We start from the raw sequence: 18,801 nt of genomic DNA on the forward strand, positions 1-18,801 counted from the left end.
GGTTGCCCGCGGCGATGTCAACCGGACGTTCGGAGTCTGCAATGAAGATGCCCAAGGTAGTTCTGTACGCCAACACCGATTGGTATCTATATAACTTTCGTCTTTCGTTCGCTCGCAAACTGCGCGACGCGGGTTTCGAGGTCATCCTGTTGTCACCGGACGGCGAATACGGCCCCAAGCTGCGCGATCTGGGCTTTCGCTGGCATGCGGTGCCGATGAACCGTCGCAGCCTGAATCCGCTTCGCGAGCTCGCGCTCGTGCTGTGGCTCGCGCGTTTCTTCCGCCGCGAACAGCCGCAGCTCGTGCACGGCTTCACGATCAAGAGCGCGGTGTACGGCTCGTTCGCGAGCAAGCTGGCCGGCGTGCCGGCGCGCGTGAACGCGGTGGCGGGCATGGGCTACGTCTTCACGAGCCGCGACCTCAAGGCGCGGCTCCTGAAGCCGGTCGTGCGCTCGGTGATGCGCTCGGCGCTGAACGGCCGCGGCAGCATTCTCGTCTTGCAGAACCCGGACGACATCAAGTTGTTCGAGGCCGCGCGCATCGTCGAGAAGAACGGCATCCGGCTCGTCAAGGGATCGGGCGTCGATCTGACGCGCTTCAAGGTGCGCGAGGAATCGCCGGAAGACGCGACGAGGCCGCTGCGCGTGCTGCTGGCGGCGCGGCTCGTGTGGGACAAGGGCATCGAGGAATATGTGGAGGCCGCGCGCATGCTGCGGCGCGAGAACCGCACCGTGCGCTTCCTGCTCGCGGGCTCGCCCGATGACGGCAATCCGGCGTCGGTGAGCACGGCGATGGTGCAGGGCTGGGTGAAGGAAGGGCTCGTCGAATGGCTCGGCCACGTGAGCGACATGCCGAAGCTGTTCAAGGAAGTGGATGTGATGGCGCTGCCGAGCTATCGCGAAGGGTTGCCGAAAGCGCTGATCGAAGCCGCCGGCTGCGCATTGCCGCTGATCACGACGGATGCGCCGGGCTGCCGCGAAGTGGTGAGCGAATCGGGCGTCGACGGTTTGCAGGTGCCGGTACGCGACGCCCGCGCGCTCGCCGATGCGATCCGCACGCTCGACGACGATCGCGCGCTTGCGAGAAAGCTCGGCCTCGCCGCACGCGAAAAGGCGCTCGAGAATTTCGACGAACGCATCGTGATCGAGAAGACGCTCGCCGTGTATCGCGAGCTGGTGCCCTCGATCGTGATTGAAGGCGAGCGCCGCGAGCATGCCGCGCCCGTCGGTCAATTTGGAGACTTTCATGTCTGATCGTTACGAATCGGTCCGTGAACAACTGAAGCGCCGCCCGCAGAAGTGGCTGATCACGGGTGTCGCCGGCTTCATCGGCTCGAACCTGCTCGAGGCGCTGCTCAAGCTGGATCAGGAAGTCGTCGGGCTCGACAACTTCGCGACCGGCCATCAGCGCAATCTGGACGAGGTGCGCTCGCTCGTGACGCCCGTGCAATGGAGCCGCTTTCACTTCATCGAGGGCGATATCCGCAATCTCGACGACTGCCGCGCCGCGGTGAAGGGCGCCGCGCACGTGCTGCACGAGGCCGCGCTCGGCTCGGTGCCGCGCTCGGTGAACGACCCGATCACGACGCACGAAGTCAACATCAGCGGCTTTCTGAACATGCTCGTCGCCGCGCGCGACGCGAAAGTGGAAAGCTTCACGTACGCTGCGTCGAGCTCGACCTACGGCGACCATCCCGGGCTGCCGAAGGTTGAAGATCGCATCGGCCAGCCGCTTTCGCCGTATGCGGTGACCAAGTACGCGAACGAACTGTACGCATCGGTGTTCGCGCGCACTTACGGCCTGAACGCCATCGGCCTGCGCTATTTCAACGTGTTCGGCAAGCGCCAGGACCCGGACGGCGCGTATGCGGCCGTGATCCCGAAGTGGACCGCCGCGCTCATCGACGACGAGCAGGTGACCATCAACGGCGATGGCGAAACGAGCCGCGACTTCTGTTTCATCGATAACGTCGTGCAGATGAACATCCTCGCGGCGACATCGGACGCCGACGCGCGCAACCAGGTCTACAACGTCGCGGTCGGCGACCGCACGACGCTCAATCAGCTGTACGACGGCCTGAAGCGCGTGCTCGCCGAAAACGGCGTGGTGAATGACGGCAGCGCGGTATACGCGCCGTTCCGCGCCGGCGACGTGCGCCATTCGCAGGCCAATGTCGACAAGGCCGCGCAACTGCTCGGCTACGCGGGCGCGATTCCGCTCGCCGACGGTCTCGCCATCGCGATGCCCTGGTACATCCGCTTCCTCTCCGGGCGGCGCGTGCCGGCCGAAGCCGACATGGCGACGAGGCCCGCATGAAGATCGTCGTTTTCATCTACTCGATGCACGGCGGCGGCGCGGAGCGCGTCACCGCGAATCTCGCGAACGAGTGGGCGGCGCTCGGCTGGGACGTGACTGTCGTCACGCTGACGGCCGGTGAAGGCGACGTCTATCCGTTCCATCCGGGCGTGAAGCGCATCGAGCTGGGTCTCGCGGGCGGCGTGGAAGGCGGCGGCTTCGCGCGCACGCTGATGTCGAACGTGAAGCGCGTCCTGGCCTTCCGCAAGGTGCTGCGCGAGACCAAGCCGACCGTCGCGCTCGGCGTCATGGCGACCGCCAACGTACTCACCGTGCTCGCGGGCATCGGCCTGCCGTACAAGATCATCGCGAGCGAGCACACGCATCCGCCGCGCGCGCCGCTCACGCCGTTCTGGGAGCGCCTGCGCCGCCTGACCTACCGTTTCGCGGACAAGGTCGTCGCGCTCACCGACGAAACCCGGGAATGGATCGAGACGCATTGCGGCTGCAAAGACGTGAAGGTGATTCCGCCGCCGTTCACGCTGCCGATCGCGCGCACGAACCCGGTCATCGAGCCGAAGAACGTCGTGCGCAATGACCGGCGCGTGCTGCTCGCGGTCGGCCGGCTGTCGCCGGAAAAGGGCTTCGACAGTCTCATCGACGCGTTCAGGAAGATCGCCGGCACGCTGCCGCAATGGGATCTCGTGATCGTCGGCGAAGGACAGGCTCGCGCGAGCCTCGAGCGCCGCGTCGACGAGGCGAAGCTGCACGGCCGCGTGTTCCTGCCGGGCCGCGCGGGCAACGTCGCGGACTGGTACGAGCGTGCGGATCTCTACGTGCTGAGCTCGCGCTTCGAAGGCTTCTCGATGACCCTCGTCGAAGCGATGGCGAGCGGTTGCGCCGCGGTGAGCTACGACTGCGATTCCGGGCCGCGCGTGATCGTCACGCCCGGCACGAACGGCTTGCTCGTGAAGCCGGTCGGCGATGCGAACGCGCTCGCCGAAGCGCTCGAAACGCTGATGAAGGACGACGCCGAGCGGCATCGCATGGCGCTTCGCGCAACCTCCGTCAACGAGACGTTCGCGCTGCCGAAGACCATCGCGCTGTGGCAGGAAGTGTTCGAAGAGTCCGGCGTGGCGGTTCCGCGGCGCGCGAACCTGCGCGTTCCCGGCAAAGCATGAGGAGCCGCAGCCGATGAACATCATGCTCGTGGTCAGTTCGATGGGAAGCGGCGGCGCGGAGCGCGTCGCGGCATCGCTCGTCAATGCCTGGGCGCAGCGCGGCGATACCGTGTCGCTCGTCATCACGTACAGCGGCCGCGGCGCGTGCTTTTATCCGCTCCATGAGAACGTGCGCTGCATCTTTCTCGCGGATCGCGTGAAGGCCGGCGCGCGCATGCTGCAATATCCCGCGCGTTTTCGGGCGCTGCGCGCGCTCATTCGCGAGAGCGCGCCGGACGTGATCGTGTCGTTTCTTTCGAACGTGAACATCACGACGATCCTCGCCACGCGCGGGCTCGGCATTCCGGTGATCGCGAGCGAGCACATCGACCCGTCCGCCGACGGCCGCTCGCAGCTCATGAGTCAGATGTGCCGCTTCGTCTATCCGAGCGCGGATCTGCTCACGCTGCTCACGGACAACATGGAGGCCTCGTTCCGGAAGATGGTGCCGTGCGTGAAGGGCATCGAGGTCGTGCCCAATCCGCTGCCGGACGAGCTGCTTCTGCTGCGGCCCGAAACCGTCGAGAAGAGCGCGCGCAGGCGGCTCGTCGCGGTGGGGCGGCTGAATACGCAGAAGCAGTTCGATTTGCTGATCGATGTCTTCGCGACGCTCGCGCCCGAGTTCCCGGGCTGGGACTTGTGGATCTGGGGCGAAGGCCCGGAGCGCGCGGTGCTCGAAGCGCAGGTCGCGCAACTGAAGATGGGCGAGCGCGTGCTGATGCCCGGCAAGACGACGACGCCCTGGGAAGAGATGGCGCGTTCCGATGCCTTCGTGCTGTCGTCGCGCTACGAAGGCCTGCCGATGGCGATGCTCGAAGGCATGGCGCTCGGTCTCGCGACGGTCGCGTTCGACTGCAAGAGCGGCCCGCGCGAACTGACGCGCGACGGCGAGGACGGCGTGCTCGTGCCGCCCGGCGACAAGGCGGCGCTCATCGACGCGCTGCGCCGCGTGATGTCGGACGAAGCGCTGCGCGCCGAGCTCGGACGCAAGGCGGCGGCCTCGGTGCGGCAACGCTACTCGTCGCCGGCGATCCTGCGCCAGTGGGACGGCATCTTCGCGCGGCTCGGCGCGCGCGCACGCGGCGACGAAGGCAAGAGCGCGGCTTACCCGCGCACGGTCACGGGAGAAAAAGCGTAATGGTCGACAGGCGGCGCGTGATCCACTCTTTGCTGATCGGAGCCGTGGCCGGCGGTGCGGGCGCGCTGGGACTCGACGCGCGCGCGGCGATGAAGCGCGATGTCGTCACCGACAAGTCGTTCGGCGTGAAGGGCGACGGCAAGACCAACGACCGCGTCGCGCTGCAGACGGCCATCGACCGGTCGGTGGACCAGACGCTGCTGATCACCGGGAAATGCCGCATCGACGCAAGAGGGCTCGATCTGCGCCGCGACAGCCATGTGCGCTTCGCGCCGGGCGCGTCGATCAAGCTGCTGCCGCACGACACGTCGTTCTACTCGATGTTCCGCATCTGGGACGTGAACAACGTGCTCGTCGAGAACGCGGTGCTCGACGGCAGCAAGGAGCTGAACGCCGCCAAGCCGGCGTTGCGCGAGAACGGCCACGGCATGGGTTTTTCGATCGCGGGCAGCACGGAGGTGACGCTGATCGCGCCGAAGACGGTCGGCTGCTGGGGCGACGGCATCTATATCGCAAACAGCTACAACGTCGCGCACAAGTACAGCAGCGGCATCCGCGTGGTGAAGCATCATGCGGACCGCTGCCGCCGTCAGGGCGTGTCGATCATCAGCGGGCGCAATATCGTGTTCGAGCATCCGCTGTGGGAGAACATCGGCGGCACGCAGCCGGAAGCGGGCCTCGACGCGGAACCGAACAGCAACGCCGACATTCTCGAGAACATCCGCATCGTCAATCCGACGACGCGCAACTGCCGGTACGGGATCATCGTCTGGCTGGAAGAGATCGTGGGGCCGGTGCCCAAGCATATCGACATCGACATCACGAATCATCGCGATGAAGGCGCGAGCGATGCAGCGTTCGCCGTGTCGTCGCTCAAGCTGAACGGGCGCATGGTGTCGGGGAAGATCGCGAGCCATTCGCCGACATGGGTGAGCCCGCGGCTCACGACCGTCGAGAGCATCGACTATGACAAGGCGGGACCGAAGATCGTCGTCAACAACCTGAGGCTCGTGCCGTGAAAGCCGCGCCTGCACACAATAACTAAAGCGGAAAAAAGGCCAAAACGATGCAAGCAACGACCATGGACAACACCGCGCAGCAGCGCGCACCGGCGAGGCGAGTGACCGGATTCGCGTACTTCATGACGCCCTCGGGATGGGCGTTCCTCGTGCTCGCAGCCACCGCGCTTTCGATCGTCGCGTTTCGCGAGCGCAGCGTCGGCCTGATCTTCGACCAGGAAGCGTACATCCAGTACTTCCGCTCGACGGACTGGCACTGGCTCGTGCAGTTCTATCGCAACCGCGAGTCGGACTTCGGCTTTCTCGTCAGCCTCATCACCGAGGAGCTGGGCTGGCGTTCGTGGGTCATCCTGCTCAATTCGTTCGGCGTGACGCCCGAGGGCGGCATCCGCACGACGGTGATCCTGCTCAACCTCATCGTGATGTATGCGCTGCTGCAGACGCGCCGCCCGCTCGTGGGGCTCGTGCTGTGGCTCGTGATTCCGTATGCGCTCGCCACGGTCGGCCTGTTTCAGATCCGTCAGGGCTTCGGCCTCGCGATCGCGATGCTGTTCGCATTCCGCTTCAACCGGCCGACGCTCGGCATGGGACTCGCGAGCTTCGTGCACACGACCTTCGCGGTGCCCACGGCGTTCCTGCTGACCGCCGGCTTCTTCGGCGAGAAGAAGGGGCGCGCGATCGTCGCGGTCAGCGTGGCGGCGGTCGTGCTGGCATCGGCGGCGAGGTTCCTGTTCGCGACCTACGGCGGCCGGCGTATCGACGAGTACACCGGCTATCAGGAAAACTTCACGATCAAGCTGCTCGCGCTGCTGTTCTTCTACACGATGGCGTCCGTGATGGTGCTCTACTCGACGTGGCGCTCGCCGGACACGAAGGAACAGAGCAGCCTCACGCGGCTGTCGATCATGCATGTCGGCCTGTTCGTGTATCTCATCGTCGCCTTCTTCGTGTTTCCGTTCGCGAAGGGCCGCGTCTGGTATTGCGTGCCGCTGCTGCTGCCTTTCCTCGCCCCGCAGATCAAGTTCAAGAACGCGATCGTGCTCGCGATCACGGTTGGCGTGTATGTGGCCGTCGCCGCCGACGTCACGAAGAGCTATTTCGAAGGCGTCTACCACTACTTCCTGATGCCCTGACGACGATGTCCTACTTCCTGATTTCGCTCGATTTCGAACTGATGTGGGGCGTGCGCGACCATCGCACGATCGCCACATACGGCAAGAACATCCTCGGCGTGCGCGAGGCGATTCCCGCCATGCTCGCGATGTTCACGAAGTATCGCGTGAAGGCGACATGGGCGACGGTCGGCATGCTGCTCTTCGATAACAAGAAGGAGCTGCTCGCGAACCTGCCCGACGTCCGGCCGACGTACACCGATGCGAAGCTGAGCCCGTACGTGAACGGCTATCTCGATTCGATCGGCGACAACGAGAAGAGCGATCCTTACCACTACGGCCTGTCGCTCGCGCGCCAGATCGTCGACACCGAAGGCAGCGAGCTCGCGAGCCATACCTTTTGCCATTACTACTGCCTCGAAGCGGGCCAGGACAAGGCGCAATTCGCGGCGGATATGGAAGCGTCGGTCGCGTCGATCCGGCGTCTCGCCGATCCGCCCGCGAGCATCGTGTTTCCGCGCAATCAGGTGAACAACGCGTATCTCTCGGTCTGCGCGGCGCAGGGGCTCGTCGCTTACCGGGGCACCGAGCGCAACTGGATGTATCGCGAAACATCGCGCGCCGATGAAGCCGCGCTGCGGCGCGCCGCGCGTCTCGCCGATGCCTACGTCAATCTTTCGGGCGATCACGCTTTCGATCCGCGCCCTTCGCGCGGTCTCGTCGATGTGCGCTCGAGCCGCTTTCTGCGCCCGTATGCGCGCAACAAGCGCGCGCTGGAGTGGCTGCGCATCCATCGGATCAAGCAGTCGATGACCTCGGCGGCGCGCACCGGAAGGTCGTTTCACCTGTGGTGGCATCCGCATAACTTCGGCGCCAATCTCGCCGAGAATCTGGCCGTGCTCGAAGCGGTGCTCAGGCATCACGTTCATCTGAGAGACACCTACGGCGTGCAGCCCGCGACCATGGCAGAAGTCGCGCGGGCCACGCAGTCCGAAGAGAACCGGCTTGCGGAGATGGAGTTCGGTCTGTTCGTTTGAAAGAAAGTTGACTCACGCGGTACGACGCGATGGCGAACGCCATCGCGGCGCGCCGTCACGCGCGCGGCACGCACGAAAAGGAGAAAAGTCGCGATGAACTTTCGTAACGATATCAACGGACTGCGCGCGTTCGCAGTCCTCGCTGTGGTCCTCTTTCACTTCGACGTGCCTGGCTTCAAGGGCGGTTTCCTCGGCGTCGACGTGTTCTTCGTGATTTCCGGCTACCTGATGACGGACATCATCTTCAGGCGGATCGCGAAGGGCAAATTCTCGGTGATCGAGTTTTACGCGGACCGCGCGAGACGCATCATTCCGGCGCTCGCGTTTCTTTGCTTCGCGCTCACGGTGTTCGGCTGGCTCGTGCTTCTGCCCTCGGAGTTCCGTGCGTTCGGCAAGGCGGCGGGATCGAGCCTCGGGTTCTTCTCCAACATCGTCTACTGGCGCGAAGCGGGCTACTTCGATGTCCGCTCGCACCTGAAGTGGCTGCTGCACACGTGGTCGCTTTCGGTCGAGTGGCAGTTCTATCTGCTGTATCCGCTCGGCATTCTGCTCGTGCGCAAGCTGTTCGGGCAACGCGGGACGGTGGTCGCGCTAGTCGGCGCGGCGCTCGTCTCGTTCGGGCTGTGTGTCTATCTCTCCGATCCGACCAAGTGGCCGACGGCCGCGTTCTTCCTGCTGCCGACGCGCGCCTGGGAGATGCTCGCGGGCGGTCTCGTCTGCCTGTTCCCGATCCGGCCGGGCCGCCCAGTGCGCCGGGCGATGGAGTTCGCCGGGATCGCGATGATCATGTACGGCGCGTTCACCTTCAACGAAGACAATGCGTGGCCGGGCATCCTCGCGCTCGTGCCGGTGCTGGGCACGGCGCTCGTGCTGCTCGCGGCGCGCGGCAGGTCGATCTTCACGGGCAACCGGCTCGCGCAGTTCATCGGCAAAATTTCGTATTCGGTTTATCTGTGGCACTGGCCGTTCGTCGTCGCGCTCACGTACTTCGACAAGGACGGCTCGCTGCCGTGGCGCGTGGGCGCCATCGCGGGCGGTTTCGTGATGGGCTGGCTGTCGTATGCGCTCATCGAATCGAAGACGAGAAAGCCGAGGGGCGGCGAGACGCGCGCGTTCCCGAGGTTCATTACGCTGCGCCCGATTCTCGTGTTCGCGACGCTGCTCGCGGTCGGCGGCGGCAGCATCTACGCGAGCCAGGGCGTGCCGGAGCGCTTCGACCATTCGGTGTTCGTCGCCGACAGCGAGACCTACGACACGAATCCGCACCGCACGAAGTGCCACATGATGATCGATCCGTGCGACGTCGCGAGCAAGCAGAAGCAGAGCCGCGTGGTCGTGCTCGGCGACAGTCACGCGGAGGCGATCGCCGAGGCGGTCGTCGCGGCGGTGCCCAAGGGCAAGGACGGCGACGTGCTGCTGATCACGATCGAGGGCTGCCCGACGATCTACGGCATCCGCCGCGGCAACGGAGACTGCTTCGATCAGGACCGCAAGTACATCGATATCCTGAGCCGCGACGAGACGGCGAAAACGCCGGTCATCATCGCGAATCACTGGTCGCAATACTGGTCGAGCCCGGGCATGGCGGATTTCTCGTTCGTCAACCTCGACCGGCCGGGGCAGCGGCCCGCGCCGTTCTCGACCGAGCGTTATCGCGATCATTTGCTCTCGACCGTGTGCCGGATCGCGAAGATTCGTCCCGTCTATCTGGTGGAGCCGATTCCCGAATTCGACTTCAATGTGCCGCTGACGCTTGCGCACGAGAAAGTGAAGGACCCGAACGCGCCGGATCTGTCGATCACGCTGTCCGATTACGTCGCGCGCAACGGGGCGTTGTTGCAGGCGATGGATCAGGCGCACGAGCAATGCGGCATCCATCTGCTCGACCCGCGCCCTTACCTGTGCCCGGACGGCAAGTGCATGGGCTCGCACGACGGCCGGCCGCTGTATTCCGATTTCCATCACATGAGCGAATACGGCAATCGCTTCCTCGTGCCGATGTTCAGGCGGGTGTTCGATCAAAATCTGGCGGCGGGTTCGTAGCCTGCGACTGGCTGGCGAGATTGCCGAGTGCACGGCCTCCTTCGGGAGGCCGTGTTCGTTTCATGAGGCGTTTCGGGTCGTTCGGGTTGGGCGTCGAGGAAAGGACGTGTGCGTGCGCGTTAGACCAGGCGTTTCGGGTCGTTCGGGTTGGGCGTCGAGGAAAGGCCGCGTGCGTGCGCGTTAGACCAGGCGGTTCGAGTCGTTCGGGTTTGGGATCGAGGAAAGGTCGCGTGCGTGCGCGTTCGACCAGGCGTTTCGGTCGTTCGGGTTCGGCGTTGAGGAAAGGCCGCCTGCGTTTGCTTTAGACGAGGCTGTTCGGCTTCGGATCGGGAAAAGACGGCGCAAGGCGCGATGAGCGAGCCTTGCAGATACCGTATGGGACTTTGGAAGAAAAGCCGGGCGAGCTCACCGCTCGCCCACGCAGGCCACGCTTACAGCGACGTGCCCGCTCCGGCGTTCGGACCGGCGCCCGTGAAAGGCGGTGCGAAGCGCGTCCAGAAGATGTACGACGCGAGCACGGCGATCGCGCCGATGCCGGTCGCGAGCAGCACGCCCTGCGCGCCGTAGAAGCGCACCAGGATGACGTTGCCGATGACCTTGGTTCCGAAGCCGATCAGCGAAATGACGGAGATGGCGCGATAGCGCGTCTCGCTCGCGAACAATTGCACGAGCACGCACATGCCGAAGTAGAACGGCACCTGCAGCAGCCCGTAGCGGAAGAGCGTCGTGACGGCGATGGTGTCGTCCGCCGTGAACGCGCCCTTCTGAAACAGCAGCTTCACGACGTAAGGCGCGAGCACATACGCGATGATGCTGCCGACGAGGCCGACCGTCGCCATGATGCCCGACCATTTCAGCGCGGTGCTGCGCGCGCGGGCGTGATCGCCGCGATGGAGAATCTCCGCGAGGATCGGCAAGGTCGCGCGCGTGATGGCGAGCGCGCCCATGCTGAGCACGAGCGAGAGCAGACGGCTCGCGTAACCGAGCGTGGCGATGGCGCCGTCGCCCTGCTGCGCCATGAAATACTGATCGAGCGGCAGCCAGAGACTCGCGACGACCGCGCCGACCGTTAGCGTGCCCATCGAGCGGATCGTCTCCGGCCACTGCTTCGCGCGCGCCGAGACGCGCGGCAGCGCCGACATCGTATCGGCGCGCTTCGCCAGCACGCGCAGCCACGCGGCCTGCACCACGAAGCCGAGCGACGTGCCCACGACGAGCGGCATGATCGACGTGTTATCGCGTGCGGCGAGCACGAACAGGAGCAGGCCGATGGCCGGCACGCATTCGAGCAAGGTGTTGATGTGCCTGCCCGAAGCCTGCAGCCGCGACGACGATATGCAGATCGTGAAGGTCAGCACGCCGACCGGCGTCATGCTGATGATCATCTCGCGGCACATGTCGCGCGTCGATTCCGCGAGACTGCCCGCGACGACGTCCGCCAGATACGGCCAGAAGAGCCAGAGCAGAAGGCAGAACGCGAGACCGATGACGAGCCCGATGCCCTCCAGCTCACCGAGAAAGCCGTTTTGCTGGGTCTTGTCTTCCCTGAGCGACACGAGCGCGGGAACGAGCAGCACGCTCAGGACGTTCGTCAGCATCGTGGGCAGCCAGGTGACGAGCGTGAGCGCGAACTGATACGCGTCGACGGTGCCGCTGATCCCGTAGCGATATGCGATCGCCATTTCCTTCGACGCGCCGATGCACTTCCCGGCGATCACGAAGATCAGTAGAACGACGGCGCTTCTCGCGATTCGCTTGTGATCCTGATGCACGCCGCCGAAGCGTCGTCTTACCGATTGCACCGCTGCGCTCAGCACTGTACTCCTCCTGCGTGGGAGCCTTACGTCGCGTGGCCCGACGTCAGGACGAACTCGTCATGCAACTCAATGCCGCGAAGGCCTGAACGCTCTTCGCAAGTGAAGGAGCATGCATCAAAGCGGCCGGAGCGAATGTTGGCAAGGGCACCCGTCGTTGCCGATAGCGCCGCGCGGGTCACGGGCGGTCCGTATCCGCGCTCCGGAAGTCCGACGCGGAACAAATGGCCGATTTCGAAGGCAAGAATTTCCGCAATAGCTGTTATTTGTCTGCGGATTATCTCTTTATGCTTTGATCTGATTATTACCAATTGCCGCGAACGCTTGTCGCAGCGTGGACGAGACGAATGTCTGGCTGAGCTTCGTATAAACCCGATAGGGGTAACCACTGTAGGGTTTTTACTTTAAGCCCGGAAAAAAGTTTTAGCGCTGCACTTACAAAATCTGATTCATCGGCTGAAAGCGAGTGAAAAGAGTCTGATTGATGGTTGCGGTGCATTCACGATCATACTAAATGAGGAAAAAGCTCGTTTCGTAATAAGAATGATGAAATGGAAAATCTCACTATCGAGCGAAATGATCCGAATGTTTGTAATCGTTTCGACAGGCAGTGGCCTTGCCAGCAAAGGCTTGCAGGGCGGCGCGGAGCGATCCGACACGATATCTTTACCCGTTTTTTTTAATTCCGCGCCGCCTTTCGTCGGATGAATATTTAATCGTCTTATCGAATGTTTTTTCGCTGCATTTCATCCGGTTTCATATTAACAATGAACGCGGAGAAGATTATTTAACTCGCCGGCGATTAAAGCGGAAAATGCAACGCTAAAAAACGCGGGAAACGAAAAATGAAAAGTTACAAGCGTACATTCTGTAACAAGTCCACCGTAGAAACACCTTGTAACGTTCTGTAGTATAAATAAAAGACGGTAATAACTGCCGTCGAAACCGGTAGTCTCATCGGTCCGTTCGCGGACCCATCGGGACACGGGTAAACGAGTTCTTCCGGAATATCTGGTTTCTCCAATCCCGAAGTTCGTCTGTATTCGCCGAGATGCCCGTCGGAGTCGTCATGCGCGACTGCCGAGCGCTGAGCGGTGCGATCGTTTGCACCTGCTTTTTATGCGTCGGGCATCTCATCGCCCATAAAGAAACGTCGCGTGCGGCCGATGTCGCAGGAACGGGTTCACCCGTCGAAATCGCCACGACCCATTGGAAAGAAAATGTTTTCGAACAACAACCAGGCAGAAAACACCGTAGTCGACGCTCCCCTCGCAACCCGTCGCAAGCTGCTGACCTCGCTCATCGCGGGCGGCGGTGCGCTCGTGCTCGCCGCATGCGGCGGCGGCGGCGACGGTGCGACGCCTGATTCCGTTGCAGATCGCTGGAGACGACGCAAGCACTCGAGCGCCGACTCGACGGCTGCGGCAAGCGACGCCGCACCCGCTTCGTCGGCCAGCGCCACGACCACCGCGAGCGCGCCCGCTGCGGCGAGCTCGACCACCTCTGCCGCGGCCGACAACACCGCCGGCACCGTCTCCGCTTCGTCGTTCGGCGTAAAGGCCGACGGCAAGACCAATGACCGCGCCGCGCTGCAGGCCGCCATCGACGGCACCGTCGGCCAGATCCTCCTGATCTCGGGCCAGGTCCGCATCGACACGACCGGTCTCACGCTGCGCTCGAACAGCCACATCCGCTTCGCATCGGGCGCTTCCATCAAGCTGCTCGCGCACAACGCGGACATCTACCAGATGATCCGTATCGTCGACGTGAGCAACGTCACGGTCGAAAACGCCTACCTCGACGGCAGCAAGGAGCTGAACTCGGCGTCGGGCGGCGAGCACGGCATGGGCTTCACGATCATGGGCGCGACGAACGTGACGCTCACGTCGCCGACCACGATCAACACGTGGGGCGATGGCATCTACATCAACGACAGCCAGACGAAGAAGGGCACGCCGACGTACAACCTGCGCGTCGACAACCACAAGGCCGACGGCTGCCGCCGTCAGGGCGTGTCGATCATCTCGGGCGACACGATCACGTTCAACAGCCCGACGTGGCAGAACATCAACGGCACGGCGCCGGCGTGCGGTCTCGACTTCGAACCGAACGACAACTCGGCCGTGTTCAAGAACATCACGATCAACAGCCCGACGACGGCGAACTGCAAGGGCGGCGGCATCAACGTGTGGTTCGGCTCGCTGGCGGGTCCGCAGCCCAAGACGGTTTCGATCGCGATCACCAACCACGTCGACACGACGAGCCAGGGCGGTTCGTTCGCGGTTCAGGGCCTGTTCCTGGACGGTTACACCGTGAATGGCCAGATCAGCAGCTCGAATCCGAAGTGGAAGTACCCGCTGATCGTCGAGCAGTGGGACAACGGTGGCCCGAGCATCAACGTCACCAACCCGACGATCGTCAAGTCGTAATCGGCGACGCCATGAAAAGCGCCATGCGGGAAGTATTTCCGCATGGCGTTTTTTGCTTTTTCGCGGCGCTTACTTGAACCAGTCGAGCTTCACGGAATCGGCAATGGCCTGCAGTCCCGCCTGATTCGGATGCAGATGGTCGCCGCTGTCGTACGCGCCGCGCATCGTGGCCGGGTCGGCGGGATCGCCGAGCGCCGCGGCCTGATCGAGCACGGCGTCGCATCCGCTGTCGGACGTGGCGACGAACGCGTTGACCGATTCGCGCGACGCCTCGATATCCGGCGTCCACGAATCCACGCCCCGAAACGGCGTGAGCGTCGAGCAGATCACGCCGACGCCCGCCGCATGCGCGCTCCGGACGAGTTCGGCGAGCGCGTTGTTGAGACTGTCCGCCGACGGCGGCGCGCCCCCGATGAGGTTATTGACCGCATCGTCGGAGATGATCACCCACTTCACGTTGTACTGATCCAGCACGTCGCGCTTGAAGCGTCCGAGGCCCGACTCGCCCGAGTCGTTGGTGAAGAAGTCGTTGCCGGCGATGCCCTGGTTCAGCACGCCGACCGTCATGCCCGACGCCTGCAGGCGTTTCGCCAGCAGGTTGGGCCAGCGGCCGTTCGTGTTCGGCGCGGATGCGGAGCCGTCCGTGATGGACGCGCCGAACGCGACCACCGCGCCCGTCGCACTGGCGTTCTGCACGACGACGTCGGTGAGGAAGTAATACGACTGCGCGCCGAGTGCGTTGACGACGCCGCCCTTGAATTCCGGGTCGGTGCTGACATCGCCCGGGGCGATATACACGTCCTGAAAGCCTTCGGCGTGACCGGTCGTTTCCATCGGCGTCTGTTGCGGCAGATAGGCGCTCACGACGATGTCCGCGAGCGCCGGCACCTGGAACGCAAGCGGATCGCTCATTTCCGAGCCGCCCGGCGGAATCGTGACGAAGGTTTGCCCGTTGAAGGTGACGGGCCGGTCGCTGCCGGACACGGTGCGCTGGCCGCTATCGCGCAACGCGACGTGCACGTCGCCGATCACGAGCGGCTTGTTGCCGTACAGATTGGAAAACCGCACGCCGACCGCCGTGCCGCTGATGCTTGTGTGCACGATCTGCCGGATCGTCTGATTATTGAAGCCGCCGTCGCCGGTGCTCATCGGCGCGGCGGACCATGTGCCGGTCCACGGCAGGGTAGCGCTGACGGTCTGCGCAAAGCTCGACGATGCGAAGGGCAGTGCGAGTGCGGTGGCCACGAGGGCTCGCCTGAGGCGAGGAAATCGCTTGTTCACTTCGTTCTCCGATACCAGCCGGGTGTTTTTATTGGACGTTGCGCATCACGCCGCGCACGTCCTTCGAATGGGGAAACTCAGCAGAACCGGTTCTTGTCCGGATTGACTGGCGCGTGTGGCCACAGCGCGCCGGCGGGTGCGGCGAAATCTTGGGTCAGCTCGTTTCGCCTAATGGAATCGAACCATCGTTACGCCGCGCGTTATGTACGCGGGCGCTCATATCGGAGGAAAGGCGGGAAAAGGACGATCGTGCGGCGGCGCCATGCGGCCAGCCGCCTGCACGCGATGATCGTTACTGCTGTGTATCGGAAGCCGCTTCGGCCGGAACCGGAGCCGGAGCCGGAGCCGGTGCCGTGGCCGCGTCGCTCGCGCCTTCGCCCGGCGGCGGCAGGATCGGCGGCATCGTCGTGAAAACCGGCGCTTGCGGCGGCGCTTCGGTCACTTCCGCGACCGGCTCCGACGCCGCGCGCTTCGCGCGCACCGGACGTTGCGCCGCCGTTTGCGCCGTCTTCGGCGCGCCCGGCTTCGGCGCCTTCGAGAACGTCTCGTCGAACCACGCGTGCACGCGCGTGACCATCGTCTGCCAGACGCCCGGCGTTTCCTGCGTGTCGAAGCGCGCGCGTGCGTCGATCAGATGCGAGCGCAGCGAACGCTGCATGAAGTCGCCGACGATCGGCAACGCGCTGTGCGCGCCTTGCCCCCAGTAATCGCTGCGCAGCGTCACGCGGCTGTCGTTGAAGCCGACCCACGCGCCCGCGACCAGTTGCGGATGCATCAGGATGAACCAGCCGTCGGCGTTGTCCTGTGTCGTGCCGGTCTTGCCCGCGACATCCGCGCGAACGCCGAAGCGCGTGCGGATCGCCGTGCCGGTGCCGCGATTGATCACGTCGCGCATCACGTCGACGAGCTTGCGGGTCGCATCGACCGACAACGCGCGCTCGGGCGTGCTTTCGAACTGCGCGAGCACGTCGCCGTCCTTGTTCTCGATGCGCGTGACGAGCAGCGGCTCTATATAACTCCCGTCGTTCGCGATGGTGCCGTACGACGACACCATTTCCTTCAGCGTGACCGGGCTCGTGCCGAGCGCGAGCGACGGCACCACGTCGAGATGGCTCTCGCGCACGCCCATGTCGCGCGCGAGCCGCGCGACGCGTCCCGGCCCGACCTGTTCCATCAGCTGCGCGGTGATGCGGTTCTTCGAGTACGCGATGCCGTCGCGCAGGCTCACGGGGCGGCCCGAGGGCGGCGAATCGTCGGTCGGACGCCAGGTTTCGGCGCCGCGCACCGGAATTTCCACCGCCTGATCGATGAACGTGTCCGTGGGCTTCGCGCCGCGCTCGAACGCCGCGCCGTAGACGAAGGGCTTGAAGGTCGAGCCGGGCTGGCGGCGCGCCTGCGCGACGTGATCGAACGGGTCCTGCGTGAAATCGCGGCTGCCGACCCACGCCTTGATCTGGCCATTGCGCGGATCGAGCGCGACGAACGCGGCCTGCACGCGCGTCTTGCTTTCGCACAGCGCCCGCATGAACGCGCGGTCCGAGCCGAGATGCTTGAGCGCATCGGGGTCCGTCGCGCCGCTCGTGCGCATCGCGCGGTATTGATCCGTCTCGCGGATGAACGCATGCGCGAGGTCCGCGTTCGCGCCCGCGCAGCCGCCGCGCCCGCCCCACGCCGCGTTGGCGATCGACTGAAGCTGATTGCCCTGCCACGCGAGCGCGTTGGTCGCCATCGTCTGAAGGCGTGAGTCGATGGTCGTGCGCACGACGAGGCCATCGGAATAAATGTTGTAGTCGTTGTCGTCGGCCCACGCGATCAGCCACTTGCGCAACTGCTGCGCGAAGTGCGGCGCGCGGCCGGGCTCTTCCGTCTGCCGCTCGAAATCGATGCGCAGCGGGCGCTTCCTGAGCGCGTCGAGCTTCGCGGCCTGCAAGTGGCCGAACTTCACCATCTGCCCGAGCACGATGTTGCGCCGGTCGAGCGCGCGCTCCGGATTGATCACCGGGTTGTAGTAGCTGTTGCCCTTCAACATGCCGATGAGCGTCGCGCTTTCGAGCACGTCGAGCTGGCCCGCGGATTTGTCGAAGTAGGTGCGCGCGGCCATTTCGATGCCGTACGCGTTGTACAGGAACGGCACCGTGTTCAGATACGTCTCGAGGATCTCGTCCTTCGAATAGACGGCTTCGATCTTGAACGCGGTGATCGCTTCCTTGAGCTTGCGCGTGAGCGTCTGCGAGCGGCCGATTTCCTCGGGATACAGATTGCGCGCGAGCTGCTGCGTAAGCGTCGAGCCGCCTTGCCGGTCGCCCGAGAACGTGCGCAGCGCCGCGCCCGCCGTGCGCCTGAAGTCGATGCCGTGATGCTCGTAGAAACGCCGGTCTTCCGTCGCGATGAGCGCGTCGATCACCTGCGGGGAGATTTCCTTGAGGCTCACCCATTCGCGATGCGTCGGCTTGAACTCGGCGAGGAGCTTGCCGTCGGCGGAATAGATCTGCGCGGGCTGGTCGACCTTTGCGCGGCGGATATCGCGGATGCCGGGCGTGAACGGAATCAGCACCAGCACATAGATAAGAAGGAGCGCTGGCAGCAGGAGCAGCGTGCGGGGACGCAGATGCGGACGCAGCCGCGCTGCGAGGCGAGCCAGAACCGCCTTGGCCAGGGCTTTGATTTCAGACGCGGTCACAACGAAACGGGATGCCCAGACATGGAAAACCCTGAATCGTAGCGTAATTTTTCAGCAAATCTTGCGCAGTGTGTCTTCGGGGCTACGCCGTGCGCGTGCCGGCCGATTCGCCGATGGGGAATGCCGTCGTCGAAAGAATCTCGCGCAGCACGATGAACGTGCGGATCTGCCGCACGCCCGGCAGATAAAGCAGCTTCTCGGCATGGAGACGGTTGAAGCTCTCGCTGTCGCGCGTGCGGATCAGCATGAAGAAGTCGAATTCGCCCGTCACGACGTGGCATTCCATGCAGCCGGGCACTTTCTGCGCGGCTTTTTCGAAGGCGGCGAAGGAGTCCGGTGTCGAGCGATCGAGGATCACGCCGATCAGCACGAGCATGCCGGCGTCGAGCGCTTTCGGGTCGAGCAGCGCGACGGTCGCGCGGATAAGACCGGCCTCGCGCAGCCGCTCGACGCGCCGCAAACACGCGGGCGGGCTCAGATTGACCTTCTCGGCGAGCGCGACATTCGAGATCGACGCATCGCGCTGGAGCTGACGCAGGATCGCGCGATCGACGCGGTCGGTCTGAGCGCTTGCCGGACGCGGCTTTGCGGCGGATGCGGTTCTTTTCATTGCGTTGAAGGCGAATTTAGCGAAATAAAAGAAAGTGTCCGATTTCGGACATCATGAAACGTTAGGCCGAGCGCCTTTTTTTCGCAACCCGGATGGCCGCGAGAATCTCTACGATTGCGTTCA

13 protein-coding genes are annotated in these 18,801 nt (G+C 64.2%); 9 read left to right on the plus strand and 4 right to left on the minus strand.

Going from position 1 to position 18,801, the window contains the following annotated elements; all coding sequences use genetic code 11:
• Nucleotides 1-41: 41 nt before the first annotated feature.
• From AWB78_RS20590 to AWB78_RS20625, 8 genes are all read left to right on the plus strand, one after another.
• Nucleotides 42-1,253, plus strand: a complete 1,212-nt coding sequence (locus AWB78_RS20590) for a glycosyltransferase family 4 protein (protein WP_062607577.1) — start codon at nt 42-44, stop codon at nt 1,251-1,253.
• A complete protein-coding gene (locus tag AWB78_RS20595; protein WP_062607580.1) occupies nt 1,246-2,316 on the plus strand; it encodes an SDR family oxidoreductase in 1,071 nt (356 codons plus the stop codon). The genes AWB78_RS20590 and AWB78_RS20595 overlap by 8 nt, the downstream gene beginning before the upstream one ends.
• Nucleotides 2,313-3,476 carry a glycosyltransferase family 4 protein gene (locus AWB78_RS20600; protein ID WP_062607581.1) on the plus strand — a complete coding sequence of 388 codons (1,164 nt, stop codon included), beginning with the start codon at nt 2,313-2,315 and terminating at the stop codon, nt 3,474-3,476. The genes AWB78_RS20595 and AWB78_RS20600 overlap by 4 nt, the downstream gene beginning before the upstream one ends.
• Before the next feature lie 13 nt (nt 3,477-3,489).
• Entirely contained in the window at nt 3,490-4,653 is a 1,164-nt protein-coding gene (locus tag AWB78_RS20605; protein WP_062607583.1) for a glycosyltransferase family 4 protein, read from the plus strand.
• Complete coding sequence (locus AWB78_RS20610) at nt 4,653-5,672, plus strand: hypothetical protein (RefSeq protein WP_062607585.1); 1,020 nt, start codon at nt 4,653-4,655, stop codon at nt 5,670-5,672. The genes AWB78_RS20605 and AWB78_RS20610 overlap by 1 nt, the downstream gene beginning before the upstream one ends.
• Nucleotides 5,673-5,719: 47 nt before the next feature.
• Nucleotides 5,720-6,805: an EpsG family protein gene (locus AWB78_RS20615; RefSeq protein ID WP_232477768.1), complete on the plus strand. Its 1,086-nt coding sequence runs from the start codon at nt 5,720-5,722 to the stop codon at nt 6,803-6,805.
• A gap of 5 nt (nt 6,806-6,810) precedes the next feature.
• A complete protein-coding gene (locus AWB78_RS20620; protein ID WP_062607590.1) occupies nt 6,811-7,821 on the plus strand; it encodes a polysaccharide deacetylase family protein in 1,011 nt (336 codons plus the stop codon).
• A 93-nt stretch (nt 7,822-7,914) separates the two neighbouring features.
• Nucleotides 7,915-9,864 carry an acyltransferase family protein gene (locus tag AWB78_RS20625; protein WP_062607592.1) on the plus strand — a complete coding sequence of 650 codons (1,950 nt, stop codon included), beginning with the start codon at nt 7,915-7,917 and terminating at the stop codon, nt 9,862-9,864.
• 431 nt (nt 9,865-10,295) lie between these two features.
• Here AWB78_RS20625 and murJ read toward each other — a convergent pair whose 3' ends face one another.
• Complete coding sequence (murJ, locus tag AWB78_RS20630) at nt 10,296-11,681, minus strand: murein biosynthesis integral membrane protein MurJ (protein WP_062607595.1); 1,386 nt, start codon at nt 11,679-11,681, stop codon at nt 10,296-10,298.
• A gap of 1,217 nt (nt 11,682-12,898) precedes the next feature.
• Between murJ and AWB78_RS20635 the strand changes: the two genes are divergently transcribed.
• Complete coding sequence (locus tag AWB78_RS20635; RefSeq protein WP_062607598.1) at nt 12,899-14,107, plus strand: glycoside hydrolase family protein; 1,209 nt, start codon at nt 12,899-12,901, stop codon at nt 14,105-14,107.
• 69 nt (nt 14,108-14,176) lie between these two features.
• On the opposite strand, the gene AWB78_RS20640 is transcribed toward AWB78_RS20635, so the two are convergent.
• From AWB78_RS20640 to AWB78_RS20650, 3 genes are all read right to left on the minus strand, one after another.
• Nucleotides 14,177-15,352: a GDSL-type esterase/lipase family protein gene (locus AWB78_RS20640; RefSeq protein ID WP_062607601.1), complete on the minus strand. Its 1,176-nt coding sequence runs from the start codon at nt 15,350-15,352 to the stop codon at nt 14,177-14,179.
• 328 nt (nt 15,353-15,680) lie between these two features.
• The gene (locus AWB78_RS20645) at nt 15,681-18,068 is read right to left on the minus strand and encodes a penicillin-binding protein 1A (RefSeq protein WP_062607603.1); all 2,388 of its coding nucleotides are present in this window, start codon (nt 18,066-18,068) and stop codon (nt 15,681-15,683) included.
• A gap of 82 nt (nt 18,069-18,150) precedes the next feature.
• Nucleotides 18,151-18,678, minus strand: coding sequence for an Lrp/AsnC family transcriptional regulator (locus tag AWB78_RS20650; RefSeq protein ID WP_062607606.1), 528 nt, complete (start codon nt 18,676-18,678; stop codon nt 18,151-18,153).
• Between the last annotated feature and the right edge of the window lie 123 nt (nt 18,679-18,801).

Origin of the sequence: Caballeronia calidae (assembly GCF_900044055.2) — a bacterium.
Taxonomy (GTDB): Bacteria; Pseudomonadota; Gammaproteobacteria; order Burkholderiales; family Burkholderiaceae; genus Caballeronia; species Caballeronia calidae.

Bases quoted from the DNA above. Each gene is read 5' to 3' on its own strand.
- AWB78_RS20600 (WP_062607581.1), top strand. From the start codon at position 2,313: ATGAAGATCGTCGTTTTCATCTACTCGATGCACGGCGGCGGCGCGGAG.
- AWB78_RS20625 (WP_062607592.1), top strand. From the start codon at position 7,915: ATGAACTTTCGTAACGATATCAACGGACTGCGCGCGTTCGCAGTCCTC.
- AWB78_RS20595 (WP_062607580.1), top strand. From the start codon at position 1,246: ATGTCTGATCGTTACGAATCGGTCCGTGAACAACTGAAGCGCCGCCCG.
- AWB78_RS20650 (WP_062607606.1), bottom strand. From the start codon at position 18,678: ATGAAAAGAACCGCATCCGCCGCAAAGCCGCGTCCGGCAAGCGCTCAG.
- AWB78_RS20590 (WP_062607577.1), top strand. From the start codon at position 42: ATGAAGATGCCCAAGGTAGTTCTGTACGCCAACACCGATTGGTATCTA.
- AWB78_RS20610 (WP_062607585.1), top strand. From the start codon at position 4,653: ATGGTCGACAGGCGGCGCGTGATCCACTCTTTGCTGATCGGAGCCGTG.
- AWB78_RS20605 (WP_062607583.1), top strand. From the start codon at position 3,490: ATGAACATCATGCTCGTGGTCAGTTCGATGGGAAGCGGCGGCGCGGAG.
- AWB78_RS20635 (WP_062607598.1), top strand. From the start codon at position 12,899: ATGTTTTCGAACAACAACCAGGCAGAAAACACCGTAGTCGACGCTCCC.
- AWB78_RS20620 (WP_062607590.1), top strand. From the start codon at position 6,811: ATGTCCTACTTCCTGATTTCGCTCGATTTCGAACTGATGTGGGGCGTG.
- AWB78_RS20615 (WP_232477768.1), top strand. From the start codon at position 5,720: ATGCAAGCAACGACCATGGACAACACCGCGCAGCAGCGCGCACCGGCG.